Genomic DNA, 16,575 nt, shown 5'->3' on the forward strand with positions numbered 1-16,575 from the left:
CCGCGCGCCATCGCGCGGCGGGGCGGGGCGGGGCGCGGATGGAATGACCGCGGGCGCGAGCGGACCCCTGAAACGACAAACCCCCGATTGCTCGGGGGTTGTGTTGGAACCTTGTTGAATCGTGGTGCCCAGGAGAGGACTCGAACCTCCACGGTTTTACCCGCTAGTACCTGAAACTAGTGCGTCTACCAATTCCGCCACCTGGGCTTCGCTGTCGGCCGGAGCCGTGCGAGGCCGCGAATATTGGAGCGGGGCGGGACCTTTGTCAACGGATTGCGAAGAAAATATTCATGCCGACTTGGTCTTCATGATGATGTGCGACCATGAAGCCATGAAAAACAAGTCTTCCGGCGGTCGCGGACCCCGAGGAAGTGCGACGGGGAAGTCCACCACAGGCCAAGGCGCCGGCCCGGGCAAGCCCGGCAGGAACGCCAACGGCCCAGCAAGAAAATCCGCCGCCGGCGCGCGACCCAAGAGCGCCGCGCCACGTCCGGCCTGGATGCCTGAACCCGATCCCCGCTCCCGTGATGGCGCTTCCCGCGCTGGCGCCTCCCGCGGCGGCGCTGCGGCCAAGCCCGCCGGCCCCTCGGGCCGGGGACCCCGGCCCCCCGGCCGCCGTCCCGGCGGGCCATCCCCCGTATTCCACGCCGATCCGGCCGCGCCGTCGGGCTTCGCCGATCCGCACGCCCAGCGCGAAGCGCACCGCTATGAGCAGCCCATCGCCAGCCGCGAGCTGATCCTGCGCGTCCTGGCCGACGGCCCGCTGGGCCCCGATGCCCTGGCCGAACGACTGGACCTCGCCGGCCCCGAGCGCTCCGACGCCCTGGGCAAGCGCCTGGCCGCGATGCTGCGCGACGGCCAGCTGCTGATGAACCGTCGAGGCGAATTCGCACCGGCCGAACGGCTCGACCTGATCCCCGGCACGGTGATCGCCAATCCCGACGGTTTCGGCTTCCTGCGCCCGGAGGGTGGCTCCGACGATCTGTTCCTGCCGCCTTTCGAGATGCGCAAGGTGATGCACGGCGACCGCGTGCTGGCCAGCGTCACCGGCATGGACCGGCGCGGCCGCCGCGAGGGCGCGATCGTGGAGGTGCTCGAGCGTCGCCTGACGCGCCTGATCGGCCGCTTCGAGACCGAATCGGGCATCAGCTACGTGGTGCCCGATGACCGCCGCATCCAGCGCAACGTACAGATCCCGCCGGATGCGCGCGGCGACGCCCGCCACGGGCAGCTGGTGGTGATCGAGATCACCCAGGCGCCCGATTCGCACCGCCCGCCGATCGGTCGCGTGCTGACCGTGCTGGGCGAGCGCCTGACGGCCTCTCTGGCCGTGCAGGCCGCGATCCACGGCCACGAACTTCCGCACGAGTTTCCGCAGGAAGTCCTCAACGAGGCGTCCGCGGTACCGCTCACCGTCGACGCGCCGACCATTGCCGGCCGCGTGGACCTGCGCCAGCTGCCGCTGGTCACCATCGACGGCGAGGACGCGAAGGATTTCGACGACGCCGTCTACTGCGAACCCAACCGCGACGGTTTCCGCCTGGTCGTGGCCATCGCCGACGTCTCCCACTACGTGCGCCCGGGCGCGCCGCTGGATGACGAGGCGCAGAAGCGCGCGCGACGTCGGTCTACTTCCCCGGCTTCGTCGTGCCGATGCTGCCCGAGACGCTGTCCAACGGCATCTGTTCGCTCAATCCCAAGGTCGACCGCCTGTGCTTCGTCTGCGACATGCAGGTTGACCGCAAGGGCGAGGTCACCGGCTCGCGCTTCTACGAAGCGGTGATGCATTCGCATGCGCGGCTCACCTACACGGTGGTCTGGAATTCCGTCGGCGAGGTGCCCGACGACGTGCGCGAGGACGCGCGGGGCCAGGTCGGTGGCGTGCTGCCGCAGGTCGAGGCGCTGCACCAGCTCTACCAGGTGCTGGCCAAGGCGCGTAAGCGGCGCGGCGCGATCGAGTTCGAATCCAGCGAAGTACGTTTCGTGCTGGGCCCGCAGGGCGAGGTCGTCCAGGCCGGCATGCTCCAGCGCAACGACGCGCACAAGCTGATCGAGGAATGCATGATCGCGGCCAACGTGGAGGCGGCGAAGTTCCTGCTGTCGCGCGAGGTGCCCGCGCCGTACCGCATCCACGAGCGTCCGCCGGAGCAGAAGTACGAGGACCTGCTGGAATTCCTGCAGGAGTTCGCCCTGCGCATGCCGCCGTGGTCGAAGGTGGAGCCCAGGGATTTCACCGCGCTGCTCACGCGCATCCGCGAGCGTCCCGACGCCGCGCTGCTGGAGTCCGTGCTGCTGCGCAGCCAGTCGCTGGCGGTGTATTCGCCGGACAACGTCGGCCATTTCGGCCTGGCGCTGGAGGCCTACGCGCACTTCACCTCGCCGATCCGCCGCTATCCCGACCTGCTGGTGCACCGCGCGATCAAGCACGCGCTGTCCGGCGCGCGGCCGGAGGCCTTCCGGTATTCGCCGGCGCAGATGGCGGTCCTGGCGCTGCAGTGCTCCGAGCGCGAGCGCCGGGCCGACGAGGCCGAGCGCGAGGTCGACGAGCGCTACCGCGCGGCGTGGATGGAACAGCACGTGGGCGGCCAGTTCTCCGGCGTGATCAGTGGCGTCACCAGCTTCGGCCTGTTCATCGAGCTGGACGATTCCAAGGTCAACGGCCTGGTCCACGTCACCCAGCTGCCGAGCGACTTCTACCACTTCGATCCCATCCGCAAGACGCTCACCGGCGAGCGCACCGACCGCCAGTTCCGCCTGGGCGATCGCGTCGACATCGTGGTGCTCAAGGCCAGCGTGGAAGACCGCCGCATCGACTTCCGGCTGGCCGAGGAGCGTGGGGTGAAACCGCCACCGCCGCGCGGCAAGCCCGCCAAGCGCGAAAAGCAGAAGTACTAGCCGCAGCGGTCGCGCGCGTCTTCCTGCATCGTGCATGCGGTGCAACGGGCCCTTCCCGCGCTCGCGGGAGGCCGGAAGGGGATTGATGCTCGCCTGATGGCCCGGCGCGGCCCGACGCGGCGCTGCGTTTGCCCGGGACCGCCACGGCCTGCGCCTCGCAGCCCGCGGGCGCCGTCACCCGGGGGCAGGGAGCCGGCGGCATCCGCCCGTACAATATGCCGCCCCGGCTTTTTCACGAACGACGACCCCCATGAGCGCAAAACAGTGGATTGCCGGCATCAACGCCGTGGCCGCGGCCGTGGAGCACGACGCAGACAACGTCCGTGAAGTCCTGATCGAGGCCGGCGCCAAGAATCCGCGCCTGGTCGAGATCGAGACCGCCGCGCGCCGCAAGGACATCGACGTGCGCCGCGTGGCGACCCAGGCGCTCGAGGGCGTGGTCGGGAACCTGCGCCACCAGGGCGTGGTGGCCCGCTACGCCGCGGCCAAGACCTTCAGCGAGCACGACCTGGAGGGCCTGATCGAAGCCGCGCAGGGCAAGGCGCTGGTGCTGGTCCTGGACGGCGTCCAGGACCCCCACAACCTGGGCGCCTGCCTGCGCAGCGCCGCTGCCGCCGGCGCGACGGCGGTGATCTTTCCCAAGGACAAGGCGGTGCAGATCAACGCCACGGTCCGCAAGACCTCCGCCGGCGCCGCCGACAGCATTCCGGTGATCCCGGCGACCAACCTCTCGCGCACGCTGCGCGACCTGCAGCAGATGGGCGTGTGGATCTACGGCCTGGCCGGCGAGGCGCAGGCCTCGTTCTATTCGGTGGACCTGCGCGGCAACGTCGCCCTGGTCCTGGGAGGCGAGGGCGATGGCCTGCGCCGCCTCACCCGCGAGAACTGCGACCAGCTGGTGACCATCCCCATGCCCGGCGGCGAAGCCGGTGCGGGCGTGGAGAGCCTGAATGTCTCCGTCGCCGCCGGCGTGACGCTGTTCGAGGCGGTGCGGCAGCGGGTCGCTTCCTGAGGCCTGGTCAGGCAACGCGGCTGCCGCTGGGGTAGCCTGCGCGGGGTCCGGCCAGCCGCCGGTCCATTGAATGCCGGCCCGCCGCCTCGCGGCGGCCCGGCATGCAGCATCGGCGCAGGGACGACCCTGCCGCCTCATCGGATTCCGGGGACGACCCCGCTCTCATGGGAGCGCGGACATGCCCTGGTTCATCCTTTTCCTCGCCGGCGTCTTCGAGATCGGCTGGGCGATCGGCCTCAAATACAGCGAAGGATTCACCCGGCTCTGGCCGTCGGTGGGCACGCTCGCGGCCATGGCCGTCAGCCTGGGCCTGCTGGCCGTGGCGATGCGTTCGCTGCCGCTGGGCACGGCCTACGCGGTGTGGGTCGGCGTGGGCGCGGTCGGCACGGTCATCCTGGGCGTGGTGCTGTTCGACGAGCCGGTCAACGCCCTGCGCGCCGTCAGCGTCTGCCTGATCGTGATGGGCCTGGCGGGGCTGAAGGTCGCCGCCGGCTAGTGCCGCCGGCGCGGGTCAGTCGTCGAGCGCGTCCAGCGGCGCGTCGGCCGCGGCCGCCACGTCCAGCGGGGTCTGCGCCGTCGCCACCGCGGTCTCGGGCGCGCTGTCGGCCGGCGCGCCCAGCGCCGCCATGCCGGTGCCCCAGGCGTTGACGATGCGGCAGAACAGCTGGGCCGTGCGCTCGGTGTCGTAGACGGCCGAGTGCGCCTGCGCGGTGTCCCATTCCAGGCCCGCGGCCTGCAGCGCGCGCGACAGCACGGTCTGGCCATAGGCGACGCCGGCCAGGGTCACCGTGTCGAACACGCTGAAGGGATGGAACGGACTGCGCTTGTGGTTGCAGCGCGCGATCGCGGCGTTGAGGAAGTTGAGATCGAAGTGCGCGTTGTGGCCGACCAGGATCGCGCGCTGGCAGCCGTGCTTCTTGAGCGCTTCGCGCACCGGTGCGAACACCAGGTCCAGCGCGACGCGTTCGGGCTTGGCGTCCAGGAACGGATGGTCCAGGACGATGCCGGTGATTTCCAACGACTTGGGGTCGATCTGCGTGCCCGGCGCCGGCTGCACGTGCGTGCTCGTCATCGGCCCGACGATCAGCTGCCCGGCTTCGTCCAGGTCGATCGGCGCGACGGCGATTTCCAGCAGCGCGTGCTTGTTCCAGTCGAATCCACCGGTCTCCACGTCCACCACGACGGGCAGGAAGCCGCGGAACCGGGTGGCCAGGCGTGAGAGGGCGGGTTTCGCGGGCGAGTGCGGCATCGCGGCAGTGTAGCCGGGTGCGTGCGCGGGCGCGCCGTTGCCCGTGCGGCCCGGACGTGCTGTGGGTTGTTACGCCGGCCGCGTGCCCGTCACGACGCCGGTGCGGTGGAACTGCTCGAGCAGCTGCACACCCTGCGCAAGAAAGGCGGCGGTGTCGTCCACGCCCGCTTCGGCGGCCAGCGCCACCAGCTGCGCGCGCCCCGTGAGCCCGGGCTCATCGCCCAGGCGCTGGACCAGCCGGAAAGCGAGCGGACTCAGGCGCGAGAAGCGCACGCTGCCATCGGCTTCCCGCCGCAGCAGCAGCAGTGTCGGCGCCGGCGGTGGCGCATCGGGCTGGTGATCGGGTCCCAGTTCCGGCACGGGCCAGGCGTAGGCCAGCGGCCAGGCCAGCGGCGAGAGCACGGGAATATCGTCCAGCAGGTCGCCATCCACGCGCAGCCCGGCCGCGGGTGGTTCGACCTGGGCAATCTGCAGGGCCAGCTCGACCCACTCGTAATGCGCCAGTTCGCGCAGGAACGGCGGATCCAGTCGATCCAGTGTGTCCAGGTAGCGCAGGAACTCGCGCGCGATCTCGGGAAACAACGGCGTCTGGCTGCGGTGGTCGCGGTAGAAATCGCGGACCAGCGACCGCCAGCGCGCCTCCCCCAGCGTGGCCCGGATCACCGGGAAATTACCGCCCAGCAGGTTCTCGATGTTGTTGAACAGCAGGTCGCGGTACACCGCCACCCGTCGCGCTTCCAGGCCCGGCGGCGCGTCCACGCCGTCGGGATCACGCAGGTGGCGCGTGAGTTCGAGCTGCTGCTCGCGCAGGCGGATGGGCGCGTCCGGCTCAGCCATGGGCGGACAGGCCGGGGTGGCCGGCCTGCGCACGGGGCATCAGGCGCCGGATGGTGTGCACCTCGCCCAGCAGTTCGGCCCATGGCGGGAAATTGAAGTCGCGTTCCAGCAGCGTGGGATGCGGGCCGAAGCGGCGGTAGGCCGCCTCCAGCAACGTCCACACCCCATCCTTCACCGCCGCGCCGTGGGTGTCGATCTTCAGGTCGTCGGCTTCGTCGAAATGCCCGGCGACGTGGAAGCTGCTGACGCGGGCGACCGGCAGCTGTGCGATGTACTCCAGCGGATCGTAGCGATGGTTGATCGCGTTGACGTAGACGTTGTTGACGTCCAGCAGGAGGTCGCAATCCGCGCGCTCGATCACCGCGTTGACGAAATCGATTTCCGCCATCGCCTGGTGCGGGGCGGCGTAGTAGGAGACGTTCTCCACGGCGATCCGGCGGCCCAGCAGGTCCTGCGCCTGGCGGATGCGCGCGGCGACGTGTTCGACGGCCTCTTCCGTGAAAGGAATGGGCAGCAGGTCGTAGAGCTGTCCGTCGTCGGCGCAGTAGCTCAGGTGCTCGCTGTACAGCGCGACCCGGTGCTGCTCAAGGAAGCGGCGCACGCGGCCGAGGAAGGTCTCATCCAGCGGGGCGAACCCGCCCAGCGACAACGACAGCCCGTGGCAGGTGATCGTGTGCTGCGCGGCGAGGCGCTCGAAGGCCTCGCCGTAGCGCCCGCCCACGCCGATCCAGTTCTCCGGCGCGCATTCCAGGAAATCGAAATCGCCGGGGGCGGCGTCCTGCAGCGGGCCCAGCAGGGCCCGCCGCAATCCCAGGCCGACGCTGGTGGCCGACAGCGTGCCGCTCATGCCGTCATCCACGCGCCTCGCCGTGCGTCCAGCCGTCGTGCGTCAGGCCATGCCGCCGCACTTGCCTTCACCGCACTTGCCTTCCATGTCGGCCTTCTTGTCGACCTTCTTGTCGGCCTTCGGATCGGCCTTCTTGTCGTCGCCGCACTTGCCTTCGCCGCACTTGCCTTCCTGGTGCGCCTTCATCTCGTCGGCGCTGATGAAGCCATCGGAATTGCCATCGTGGGCGGCGAACTTGGTGGTGTCGCCCTTGTGGGCGGCGCCGAACTCGGCCGAGGAGATCTTCCCGTCCTTGTTCGTGTCCATCTTGTCCATCCCGCACTTGCCTTCACCGCACTTGCCTTCCTCACCGGCGTGGGCGGCGGCGACCATGTAGCCGCTGGCCAGGTCGGTCATCGCGAAGGCCGAGGCGGACAGGGCCAGGCCACCGACGAGGGCGGCGCCGACAGCGAGGGCGAGGGGTTTGTTCTGCTTGGACATGACTGTTCTCCTGTTGCATTGGGTCGGGCCAGGCCCGGGGGGAAATGCCGGCCGAGTATGTCGGATCGGCGTAAGGAAAAGTTGGCCTGAAGGCTTCAGGCGTCCAGGTACTCCCGGGCCAGCAGGCGTGCGCGGTGCAGGCGCGATTTCACGGCCTGCCGCGTGAGGCCCAGCTGCTGGGCCATCTCCTCGATGGTCAGCCCTTCCAGGTCGCGCAGCAGGATGATCTCCCGGTAATGGGCCGGCAGGGATTCCAGCGCCGCGGCCACGTCACGCCGCCAGTCCATAGGTTCGGGGTAGACGATGGGGAGGATGCACTCGGCGATCTCCTCACCGGTCACCAGCCGCATGGCGCGCTTGAGGCGGTTGCATTCGCGCTTGACGATGCGGAAGACCCACGAGGTGAAGCATTCCAGCTGGCGCAGGTCGCGCAGCTTGCGCGACACCTGCAGCAGGCTCTCCTGGACGGCGTCCTCGACGTCGTTGATCACGCAGTGGTACTCGGCATAGCGCCGCAGGTTCTGCCGCGAATGGCCGAGCACGCGTTCCAGCGCGGGACGGTCGCCCCGCTGGGCCGCTTCCAGATCACCCGTGTGCAATGACAGTTCCATGCCAGGACCCCTCGCGGACCCCGAGAATGCGCGCCGACGCCGGCGCCCGCATATCCCAAGAGTGGGGGCAGGGGCCGGCGGATGCGCGCCAGGGTGCCCTGGGGCGGTCTGGTTCAGGATGCGTTTAGGGAATCCGCGGGTGCACGCCGTGCCGAATAGGGCGGGTCTCGACCCGCCATCACGCAATAGGGCGGGTCTCGACCCGCCATCGCGCAAACCCGGCGTCCGGACGAACCCGTCCCCCTGGCGCGTGCAGGGCGATCGCATCGTCGGGTTACGGGCGGCGGGTCAAGACCCGCCCTATGCCGTCCTGCAGGGGACTCAGAGCGTGCTGGACTCGTCCCGCTTCTCGCGCGGCGGCAGGGCCAGCTCGCCCTTGACCAGGAACCAGATGTTCTCGGCGATGTTGGTGGCGTGGTCGCCGATCCGCTCGACGTTCTTGGCCATGAACAGCAGATGGGTGCACGGCGTGATCGCGCGGGCGTCTTCCATCATGTAGGTCAGCAGTTCGCGGAACAGCCCGGTATAGGCCACGTCGATCTCGGCGTCGCGCGCACGCACGCGCTGGGCCAGTTCGACGTCGCTGTCGCGGTAGGCGGCCATCACGTCGCGGACCTGCGCCACCGCGAGCATGCCGAGCGCGTGCAGCCCGGCGATGTGGGGCAGGGCGGGCGACTGGTTGAGCGTGCGCGAGCGCTTGGCGACGTTGGCCGCGTAGTCGCCGATCCGCTCGATGTCCGAGGCGATCCGCACCGCGGCCAGGATCTCGCGCAGGTCGCGCGCCATCGGGCCGCGCAGGGCCAGCTTCATGACGTCATGGCTGATCTCCTGCTCCAGCGCGTCGATGGCCACGTCGTTGGCGATGATGCGCTCGGCGGCCTTGTCGTCGCGACGCTGCACCACGTCCAGCGCGGCCTCCAGCTGCGCGGCGGCCATCTCGCCCATGCGCAGGGTCTCGTCCAGCAGGCGCTTCTGCTCGTCGTCGTAGCTCTTGACTATGTGTTCGTGCATGGGAATCGCCAGGAAATGGATGCCAGTGGAGGAAGCGGGGTGGATCGCGGAAGCCGGGCCGTCGGGCCGCTCAGCCGAAGCGGCCGGTGATGTAGTCCTCGGTCTGCTGCCGGGTGGGCTGCGAGAAGATCGTCGAGGTCGGCCCGTGCTCGATCAGGTCGCCCAGGTACATGAAGGCGGTGAAGTCCGAGACGCGGGCGGCCTGCTGCATGTTGTGGGTCACGATCGCGATCGTGTAGTCCTTCTTCAGGTCCTCCACCAGCTGCTCGATGCGGCTGGTGGAAATCGGATCCAGCGCCGAGGTCGGCTCGTCCAGCAGCAGGACATCGGGCTTGAGCGCGACGGCGCGCGCGATGCACAGGCGCTGCTGCTGGCCGCCGGACAGCCCCAGTGCGCTCTGGCCGAGCTTGTCCTTCACCTCGTCCCACAGCGCACCCTGGCGCAACGCGCTTTCCACGCGATCGTTCATGTCCGACCGGGAGAGCTTCTCGTGGTGGCGGATGCCGTAGGCCACGTTCTCGAAGATGGTCATGGGAAACGGCACCGGCTTCTGGAACACCATGCCCACCTTGCTGCGCAGGCGGTTCATCGGGTAGCGGGCGTCGAGGATGTTCTCGCCGTCCAGCAGCACCTCGCCCTTGGCCACCAGCTTGGGGTAGAGCGCGTAGATGCGGTTGAACACGCGCAGCAGCGTGGACTTGCCGCAGCCCGAAGGACCGATCAGCGCGGTCACGCGCCTCTCCGGGATCTCCAGGTGGATGTCCTTGAGCGCGTGGAACCTGTCGTAGTGGAAGTCCAGCCCGCGCGCGGCGAGCTTGACCGGCGAGGTGGCCGCGATGGCGCGCTCGGGCGTGGCAAGGTTGAGGCGGGCGTCATTCATGGCCGGGGTCCAGGCGAGGTTGCTCATGGTCAGTCGTGGGTGATCTTGTTGCGCAGCAGGAGCGCGCGCGCGGCCAGGCTGATGGTCAGCACGAACAGCGTCAGCACCAGCGCGCCGGCCCAGGCGATGTGTTCCCAGTTCTCGTAGCCCTTGCCGGCGAAGTTGTACATGACCACCGATACCGCAGCCATCGGCTCGGTCACGTCGGTGCTCCAGAACTCGTTGCCGAAGGCGGTGAACAGCAGCGGTGCGGTTTCGCCGCTGATGCGCGCCAGCGCCAGCAGGACGCCGGTGACGATGCCGGGCAAGGCGGAGCGGTAGAGCACCTGCATCGTCACCTTCCACTGCGGCACGCCCAGCGACAGCGCGGCTTCGCGCATCTGCGTGGGCACCAGGCGCAGCATCTCGTCGGTGGTGCGCACCACGACCGGCAGCACGATGAAGGCCAGCGCGATGCCGCCGGACAGGGCGGAGAAGCCCAGCAGCGGATCGCTGTCCGGGCCGGGCTTGGCCACGAAGATCGCGTACACGAACAGGCCCAGCACGATCGAGGGCGCCGACAGCAGGATGTCGTTGACGAAACGCACGGTGGTGCCCAGCTTGCGCGCGTTGCCGTACTCGGCCAGCCAGGTGCCCGCGGCGATGCCGAGCGGCGTGCCGATGAGCAGGCCCATCGCGCACATGACCAGGCTGCCGAAGAAGGCGTTCTTCAGGCCGCCGGCCTCCAGCGGCGGTGGCTGGTTCTGCGTGAACAGCGCCACGTTGATGTGCCCCAGGCCCTTGGCGACCAGCGTCCACAGGATCCAGCCCAGGAACAGCAGGCCCAGGATCGCGGCGGCGGTGGCCAGGATGACGGCGACGGCATTGCCCAGGCGGCGGCGACGGTACAGGTGCTGCGAGGCGGGCTTCATGGGCACGGCGACGGCGTTCATCAGTTGCCCTCCCTGCGCGAGAGCTGCATCAGCATCAGCCGCGCCGCGGCCAGCACGACGAAGGTCACGATGAAGAGCACGAAGCCCAGCAGCAGCAGGGCGGAGCGGTAGGTCTCGGTGGCCTCGCCGAAATCGTTGGCGATCAGCGCGGCGATGGTGGTGCTGGGCTCGAGCAGCGAGGTGGTGAACTGCACGCTGTTGCCGATCACGAAGGCCACCGCCATCGTCTCGCCCAGCGCGCGGCCCAGGCCCAGGAAGATGCCGCCGATGACGGCCGAGCGCGTGTAGGGCAGCACGATGTCCCAGCTGACTTCCCACTTCGTCGAGCCCAGCGCGTAGGCCGATTCCTTCAGCCGCGTGGGCACGGTCAGGAACACCTCGCGCATCACCGAGGAAATGAACGGGATCACCATGATCGCCAGCACGATGCCCGCGGTGAGCATGCCCACGCCGATCGGCGGGCCCTGGAACAGGCCGCCGATCACCGGCCAGGGTACCCAGGTGGTCGTTGAGCCACGGGGCGACCTTCTCGCCCATCACCGGCATCAGCACGAACAGGCCCCACATGCCGTAGATGATCGAGGGGATGCCGGCGAGCAGTTCGATGGCCGAGCTCACCGGTCCGCGCAGCCAGCGCGGCGCGACTTCGGTCAGGAAGAAGGCGATGCCGAAGCTGACCGGCACCGCGATCACCATCGCGATCACGGCGGTGACGATGGTGCCGTAGATCGGCACCAGCGCGCCGTACCTGTTCTCGACCGGGTTCCAGTCCGAGGACACGAAGAAGCTCCAGCCCGCCGCCTGCAGGGCATCGCGGCCGCCCCACAGCATCGACAGCGCCGCGCCGGCGAGCGCCACCAGGACGAACATGGCCGTGCCGGTGACGATCCAGCGGAAGACGCGGTCGTTGCGCGCGTCCTTGAGGTCGCGCGTGCTGCCGGCGGGAGTGGGGAGGGCTGTGGTGGTCATCGTATCCGCGGGTTGGCTTACGTGGATCTGAAGGCGTCGTTGAGAGGCTTGCTGCGCTTGTGCTCGTCACTCCCGCCAAAGCGGGAACCCAGTGACTTGGAATCGCATGGGCTCGATCGGGAGCGAAGTCGCTGGATCCCCGCGTTCGCGGGGATGACGATTTCTGCCCGAGTCGCGCCCTGGGAGCTGGTTCGGGTGCCGTTCGCCCTTTTCGCCCTGCTCGTCATTTCCCGCGAACGCGGGAAGAGCTCTTCAACAGCGCAGCTGGTCATCCAGTGACTTGGAACGGAGCGGGCTAAATCAACAGCAGAGTCCATGGATCCCCGCCTTCGCGGGGATGACGCATTGGCAAAGCCGCGCGCTGCGCGCGCGGGCCAATGCGTCACTTGAATTCCTTCGCCCAGTACGCTTTCACCTGCGCCACCAGCGACGGCGGCAGCGGCACGTAGTCGAGCGAGGCGGCCTGCGCCTGGCCGTGGTCCAGCGACCACAGGAAGAAGGCGAGCGCGGCGGCGCTGCGCTGCGGGTCGCGGGGCTGCTTGTACATGAGGATGAAGTTGGTGGCGGTGATCGGCCACGACTTCTCGCCCGGTGCGTTCGTCATGACCAGGTGGAAATCCTGCGCGCTGGCCCAGTCGGCGCTGGCGGCGGCGGCCGAGAAGCTTTCGTCGGAGGGCAGAACGAACTGGCCGGCGGCGTTCTGCAGCGCGGTGTACGCCATCGAGTTCTGCAGCGCGAAGGCCAGTTCGACGTAGCCGATGGAGCCCTTGATCTGCTTCACATAGGCGGCCACGCCCTCGTTGCCCTTGCCGCCCACGCCGGTCGGCCATTCCAGCGCGGTCCCTTCGCCGACGGCGGACTTCCAGGCCGGGCTGACCTTGGACAGGTAGCTGGCGAAGTTGAAGGTCGTGCCCGAGCCGTCGGAGCGGTGCACGACGCTGATCTTGCCGGCGGGCAGGATGACGCCCGGGTTGACCGCGGCGATGGCCGGGTCGTTCCACTGGGTGAGCTTGCCCAGGAAGATGTCGGCCAGCAGCGGACCGGTCAGGCGCAGCTTGCCCGCGTCGATGCCGGCCAGGTTCACCACCGGCACCACGCCGCCGATCGCGGACGGGAACTGCCCCAGGCCCGCCGCGGCCAGTTCCCCGGGCGGCAGGGGCTTGTCGGTGGAACCGAAGTCCACCGTGCCGGCCTTGATCTGGGCGACACCGCCGCCCGAACCGATGGACTGGTAGTTGACCTGGTGGCCGGTGGCGCGGTGGTAGTCCGAGGACCACTTGGACATCAGCGGGTAGATGAAGCTCGCGCCGGCGCCGGTGATCTCCGCGGCCACGTGTTCGCCCGCGGTGGCGGGCGCCGTGGCTTGCCTGGCGCCCGTCGGAGCGTCGGCCTTGTTGCAGGCGGGCAGGGCCAGGATGAAAGACGCGGCGAGGATGGCGAACGGGTACTTCATGGTCACTCCGGGCGGCCGACCGGTGGGTCGGCGAGGTGACGCCATGAAATGATGTTTTTGTTACAGGGGAATGACATCTGCCCGAAACATGGCTGTCATCCAGGCCGATCGGCCCATAGGGCGGGTCTGGACCCGCCGGCCGGTACGGCCCAGGCAACGAGGCTTCTGGCGATTCGACTGTCTCCCACGGATGGTTGAGCGCCGACTGCGGCGAGGGGCGGGTCAAGACCCGCCCCATCGCGGCCAGGGGCGGGTCAAGACCCGCCCTGTCAACGAGAACGGGCCCGAAGGCCCGTTTCCGTGGCGTCCGGGGAAGGTCTCAGAACTTCATGTTCTGGGCCCAGTAGGCCTCGACCTGGTCGACCAGCGCGTCGGGCAGCGGCACGTAGTCGAGCGCCTTGGCCGCGGCATCGCCGTTGGCGTAGGCCCAGGTGAAGAATTCCTTCGCGTTCTTCGCGCCCGCGGCGTTCTTCGGCTGCTTGTACATCAGGATGAAATTGGTGGCGGTGATCGGCCAGGACTTCTCGCCCGGGGCGTTGGTCATCACCAGGTAGAAGTCCTTCGCGTTCTTCCAGTCGGCGTTGGCGGCGGCGGCCTGGAAGGTCTCGTCGGACGGCAGCACGTAGTTGCCGGCCGCGTTCTTCATGCGGGCGTAAGCCATCTTGTTCTGCAGGGCGTAGGACAGCTCGACGTAGCCGATGCCGCCCTTGATCTGCTTGACGTAGGCGGCCACGCCCTCGTTGCCCTTGCCGCCGATGCCGATCGGCCACTTCACGGCGGTGCCTTCACCGACCTGGGACTTCCACTGCGGGCTGACCTTGGACAGGTAGTTGACGAAATTGAAGGTCGTGCCCGAGCCGTCGGAACGGTGCACGACGGTGATCTTGGCGTCGGGCAGCTGCACGCCACTGTTGAGCGCGGCGATCGCCGGGTCGTTCCACCGGGTGAGCTTGCCCAGGAAGATGTCGGCGAGCGTCGCGCCGTCCAGCTTCAGCGCGCCGGAGGCGACGCCCGGGGCGTTGATCACCGGCACCACGCCGCCGATCACCGACGGGAACTGCGCCAGGCCGTGCCTCGCCAGCTCTTCGGGCTTGAGCGGGGCGTCGGAGGAGCCGAAGTCGACCGTCGCCGCCTTGATCTGGGCGATGCCGCCGCCCGAACCGATGGACTGGTAGTTGACCTTCTTGCCGGTCGTCCTGGCGTACTCGGACGACCACTTCGACATGACCGGGTAGACGAACGACGCGCCGGCGCCGGTGACGTCGGCAGCCTGCGCATGGGCCGCGACCGAGACGGCGAGGGCGAGGGCGGCGACGCGCAGGGGGATGGACTTGATCACGGATGCACTCCTGGAGAGATACGACGGGTCGAGCCCGTTCGTCGTGCATTCCATAACCGTGCGGTTACAGCGGAAGGTCAGGAATATTTCAGTTCGATGACGGCGCAAGGTTCCACGTCAAGGCAGGAGGAGCGATACGTGGATTGCATAGGGCGGGTCAAGACCCGCCCTATGGCTTGGGGGGAGACGCAGGGGCGGCGGGTCAAGACCCGCCCTATGGTTTTGGGGGAGACGCAGGGGCGGCGGGTCAAGACCCGCCCTATGGCTTTGGGGGAGACGCAGGGGCGGCGGGTCAAGACCCGCCCTATGGCTTTGGGGGAGACGCAGGGGCGGCGGGTCAAGACCCGCCCTATGGCTTTGGGGGAGACGAGGGGCGGCGGCGCGTTCGAGGCCTGCGCCGGTTTGCGCTCCCCTTGGCGCGGTTCCGGGGATCCCTTTAAAGCATCTCTCCCATGCCTCCAAAGCGATGGGGGAATCCCTCCAGAGCTATTCCCCAATCCCTCCCGAGGGTTTCCGGAACCCTCGAGAGCTATTGCCCAATACCTCCGGAGGGATTGGGGAATAGCTTCAAAGCGATTGTCCAATACCTCCGGAGGGTCTCCGGAACCCTCGAGAGCTATTGCCCAATACCTCCCGAGGGATTGGGGAATAGCTTTAAAGCGGTTGTCGGATAGCTTTAAAGCAATGCCTGGATCCATCGGCGGACAAAAGAAAAGGGCGCGACCGAGGCCGCGCCCTTCAAACACCATCGCCGGAGAGAGAGAGAGGCGCCTTACCAGTAGAACTGCAGGCGCGCCTCCAGCGCGTTCGGGTTGTCTTCCAGCGCGCCCTTCTCCTGGTTGACGATCACGTAGTTCAGCATGAACTTGAAGTTCGAGCGCCAGTACCAGTTCACGCCCGCCGTGACGCTGTCCATCTCGCCGCCGACGACGATGCCGTCGGTCAGGTCGATCGCGTCGTAGCGCAGGCCCAGCTGCCACATGCCCTTGGCCGGGTCGTCCGGCAGGCCGGTGGTCGGCACGCCGGCCTTGTAGCCCCAGGTCTCGCCGGTGATGTTCCACAGGCCGGACACGTAATAGCCGTCGCCGTCGAAGTCGGCCAGGCCTTCGGTGCGCTGGACGTCGGTCTTCATGTACTCGCCCTGCAGCTTGAACGGCCCCTTGACCCACAGGCCCTCCACGCCGAGCGAGCTGGCGCGGTCGGTGCGGTTGCTCAGGCTGCTGGCGCTGGTGCGGCTGCTGCCGGTGTCGACGAAGCGGGTCGGCACGATGTCGGCCATCGGGCGGGCGCGCAGGCGGATGGCGTCGCCGTCGGTGTCCTTGTCGAGGAAGGACGCGCCGATGTGGAAGATGTTGCCGGCATCGTTGATCGGAGCCCAGTAGCCGCGCAGGGCGTAGCCGCTGCCGTGCTCGCGGTTGCGGGTGAGTTCGCGGCCGAAGAAGCTGCCGGTCACGCCCCAGTTGACGTCACCGTAGTTGTACTGGACGCCGAGGCGGCGCGGGGTGCCCAGGGTGTTGGTGATCGACGACTTGGAGATGAAGTCGTTGTTCTTGGTCGACGACAGTTCTTCCATGGTGGCGCCGGGCTGCTTGAACTGGCCGACCTGGATGAAGTGGTTGGCGTTGTTGCCGAACTTGTACTTCGCGTTGACGTCCAGCCACTTGTCGTCCTTGGCGTCGTAGCCCAGCACCCACTCGAAGTTGCCCGGGCCCTTGCCCTTGAGCACCAGCTCGGCGCGGCGCAGCTCCTGCACATAGTCCTCGCCGTCCAGGTCGGTGGCCGAGTCGGCGCCGTAATCGATGGTGTCCGTGTCGAAGTTGTAGAAGTCGGCTTGGACCAGGCCTTCGAACGAGACTTCCGAACCGCCGATGACGTCGAGCGCGACTTCGGCGTGCGCGGCCGGAGCGATCAACGCGGCGAGCAGCGCGACGGACAGGGTGTTGCGGGAGAGTTTCATGGGACGGGCCTGCGGATGGCTGGGAGAGGACCCGCGCAGGCTAGTTAGTAAAGATTGCGTGAATGTGACAACGCTGACTTATTTCTGCAGCGTGGCTGCCGCG

Annotated in this window: 12 protein-coding genes, 1 tRNA gene and 3 pseudogenes; 3 read left to right on the forward strand and 13 right to left on the reverse strand. The window is 68.4% G+C overall.

What is annotated here, in order from left to right; all coding sequences use genetic code 11:
• Nucleotides 1–122: 122 nt before the first annotated feature.
• Nucleotides 123–207 (reverse strand) — tRNA-Leu (locus tag I8J32_RS10810).
• 292 nt (nt 208–499) lie between these two features.
• On the opposite strand from I8J32_RS10810, the pseudogene rnr reads away from it, so the two are divergent.
• The 3 genes and pseudogenes from rnr to sugE all read left to right on the forward strand — a co-directional run bounded on the left by rnr (nt 500) and on the right by sugE (nt 4,403).
• Nucleotides 500–2,895 (forward strand): annotated as a pseudogene (gene rnr / locus I8J32_RS10815) (ribonuclease R).
• A 250-nt stretch (nt 2,896–3,145) separates the two neighbouring features.
• A complete protein-coding gene (gene rlmB, locus I8J32_RS10820) occupies nt 3,146–3,907 on the forward strand; it encodes a 23S rRNA (guanosine(2251)-2'-O)-methyltransferase RlmB (RefSeq protein ID WP_200611980.1) in 762 nt (253 codons plus the stop codon).
• A gap of 178 nt (nt 3,908–4,085) precedes the next feature.
• On the forward strand, nt 4,086–4,403 hold the full coding sequence (gene sugE / locus I8J32_RS10825) for a quaternary ammonium compound efflux SMR transporter SugE (RefSeq protein ID WP_200611982.1): 318 nt from the start codon (nt 4,086–4,088) through the stop codon (nt 4,401–4,403).
• A gap of 141 nt (nt 4,404–4,544) precedes the next feature.
• On the opposite strand, the pseudogene rnt reads toward sugE, so the two are convergent.
• The 12 genes and pseudogenes from rnt to I8J32_RS10885 form a co-directional block, all read right to left on the reverse strand.
• Nucleotides 4,545–5,156 (reverse strand): annotated as a pseudogene (rnt, locus tag I8J32_RS10830) (ribonuclease T); the annotation flags it as partial.
• A gap of 69 nt (nt 5,157–5,225) precedes the next feature.
• Nucleotides 5,226–5,993 (reverse strand): HvfC family RiPP maturation protein, encoded by a 768-nt coding sequence (locus I8J32_RS10835; RefSeq protein ID WP_200611985.1) that lies wholly within the window; start codon nt 5,991–5,993, stop codon nt 5,226–5,228.
• Nucleotides 5,986–6,840, reverse strand: coding sequence for an HvfB family MNIO-type RiPP peptide maturase (locus I8J32_RS10840; RefSeq protein ID WP_200611986.1), 855 nt, complete (start codon nt 6,838–6,840; stop codon nt 5,986–5,988). Before I8J32_RS10840 ends, I8J32_RS10835 begins: the two co-directional genes overlap by 8 nt.
• A gap of 42 nt (nt 6,841–6,882) precedes the next feature.
• A complete protein-coding gene (locus I8J32_RS10845; RefSeq protein ID WP_200611987.1) occupies nt 6,883–7,320 on the reverse strand; it encodes an HvfA family oxazolone/thioamide-modified RiPP metallophore in 438 nt (145 codons plus the stop codon).
• A gap of 95 nt (nt 7,321–7,415) precedes the next feature.
• On the reverse strand, nt 7,416–7,931 hold the full coding sequence (locus I8J32_RS10850; RefSeq protein WP_200611988.1) for an RNA polymerase sigma factor: 516 nt from the start codon (nt 7,929–7,931) through the stop codon (nt 7,416–7,418).
• A 321-nt stretch (nt 7,932–8,252) separates the two neighbouring features.
• Entirely contained in the window at nt 8,253–8,942 is a 690-nt protein-coding gene (gene phoU, locus I8J32_RS10855) for a phosphate signaling complex protein PhoU (protein WP_407060962.1), read from the reverse strand.
• A 70-nt stretch (nt 8,943–9,012) separates the two neighbouring features.
• Nucleotides 9,013–9,822, reverse strand: coding sequence for a phosphate ABC transporter ATP-binding protein PstB (pstB, locus tag I8J32_RS10860; RefSeq protein WP_245156307.1), 810 nt, complete (start codon nt 9,820–9,822; stop codon nt 9,013–9,015).
• A gap of 29 nt (nt 9,823–9,851) precedes the next feature.
• On the reverse strand, nt 9,852–10,739 hold the full coding sequence (gene pstA / locus I8J32_RS10865) for a phosphate ABC transporter permease PstA (protein ID WP_407061025.1): 888 nt from the start codon (nt 10,737–10,739) through the stop codon (nt 9,852–9,854).
• A gap of 14 nt (nt 10,740–10,753) precedes the next feature.
• Nucleotides 10,754–11,723: pseudogene (pstC, locus tag I8J32_RS10870) on the reverse strand (phosphate ABC transporter permease subunit PstC).
• 382 nt (nt 11,724–12,105) lie between these two features.
• Nucleotides 12,106–13,176 (reverse strand): phosphate ABC transporter substrate-binding protein PstS, encoded by a 1,071-nt coding sequence (gene pstS, locus I8J32_RS10875; protein ID WP_200611992.1) that lies wholly within the window; start codon nt 13,174–13,176, stop codon nt 12,106–12,108.
• Nucleotides 13,177–13,495: 319 nt separating this feature from the next.
• The gene (pstS, locus tag I8J32_RS10880; protein WP_245156308.1) at nt 13,496–14,515 is read right to left on the reverse strand and encodes a phosphate ABC transporter substrate-binding protein PstS; all 1,020 of its coding nucleotides are present in this window, start codon (nt 14,513–14,515) and stop codon (nt 13,496–13,498) included.
• Between the two features lie 772 nt (nt 14,516–15,287).
• Nucleotides 15,288–16,472, reverse strand: a complete 1,185-nt coding sequence (locus I8J32_RS10885) for an OprO/OprP family phosphate-selective porin (RefSeq protein WP_200611996.1) — start codon at nt 16,470–16,472, stop codon at nt 15,288–15,290.
• Nucleotides 16,473–16,575 lie beyond the last annotated feature (103 nt).

It is taken from the genome of Lysobacter solisilvae (genome assembly GCF_016613535.2).
Classification (GTDB): Bacteria; Pseudomonadota; Gammaproteobacteria; order Xanthomonadales; family Xanthomonadaceae; genus Agrilutibacter; species Agrilutibacter solisilvae.

Excerpts from the sequence above, each read along its gene's own strand:
- pstS (WP_200611992.1), bottom strand. The coding sequence starts at position 13,176 with ATGAAGTACCCGTTCGCCATCCTCGCCGCGTCTTTCATCCTGGCCCTG.
- I8J32_RS10850 (WP_200611988.1), bottom strand. The coding sequence starts at position 7,931 with ATGGAACTGTCATTGCACACGGGTGATCTGGAAGCGGCCCAGCGGGGC.
- I8J32_RS10835 (WP_200611985.1), bottom strand. The coding sequence starts at position 5,993 with ATGGCTGAGCCGGACGCGCCCATCCGCCTGCGCGAGCAGCAGCTCGAA.
- I8J32_RS10845 (WP_200611987.1), bottom strand. The coding sequence starts at position 7,320 with ATGTCCAAGCAGAACAAACCCCTCGCCCTCGCTGTCGGCGCCGCCCTC.
- sugE (WP_200611982.1), top strand. The coding sequence starts at position 4,086 with ATGCCCTGGTTCATCCTTTTCCTCGCCGGCGTCTTCGAGATCGGCTGG.
- rlmB (WP_200611980.1), top strand. The coding sequence starts at position 3,146 with ATGAGCGCAAAACAGTGGATTGCCGGCATCAACGCCGTGGCCGCGGCC.
- phoU (WP_407060962.1), bottom strand. The coding sequence starts at position 8,942 with ATGCACGAACACATAGTCAAGAGCTACGACGACGAGCAGAAGCGCCTG.
- I8J32_RS10840 (WP_200611986.1), bottom strand. The coding sequence starts at position 6,840 with ATGAGCGGCACGCTGTCGGCCACCAGCGTCGGCCTGGGATTGCGGCGG.
- I8J32_RS10885 (WP_200611996.1), bottom strand. The coding sequence starts at position 16,472 with ATGAAACTCTCCCGCAACACCCTGTCCGTCGCGCTGCTCGCCGCGTTG.
- pstB (WP_245156307.1), bottom strand. The coding sequence starts at position 9,822 with ATGAATGACGCCCGCCTCAACCTTGCCACGCCCGAGCGCGCCATCGCG.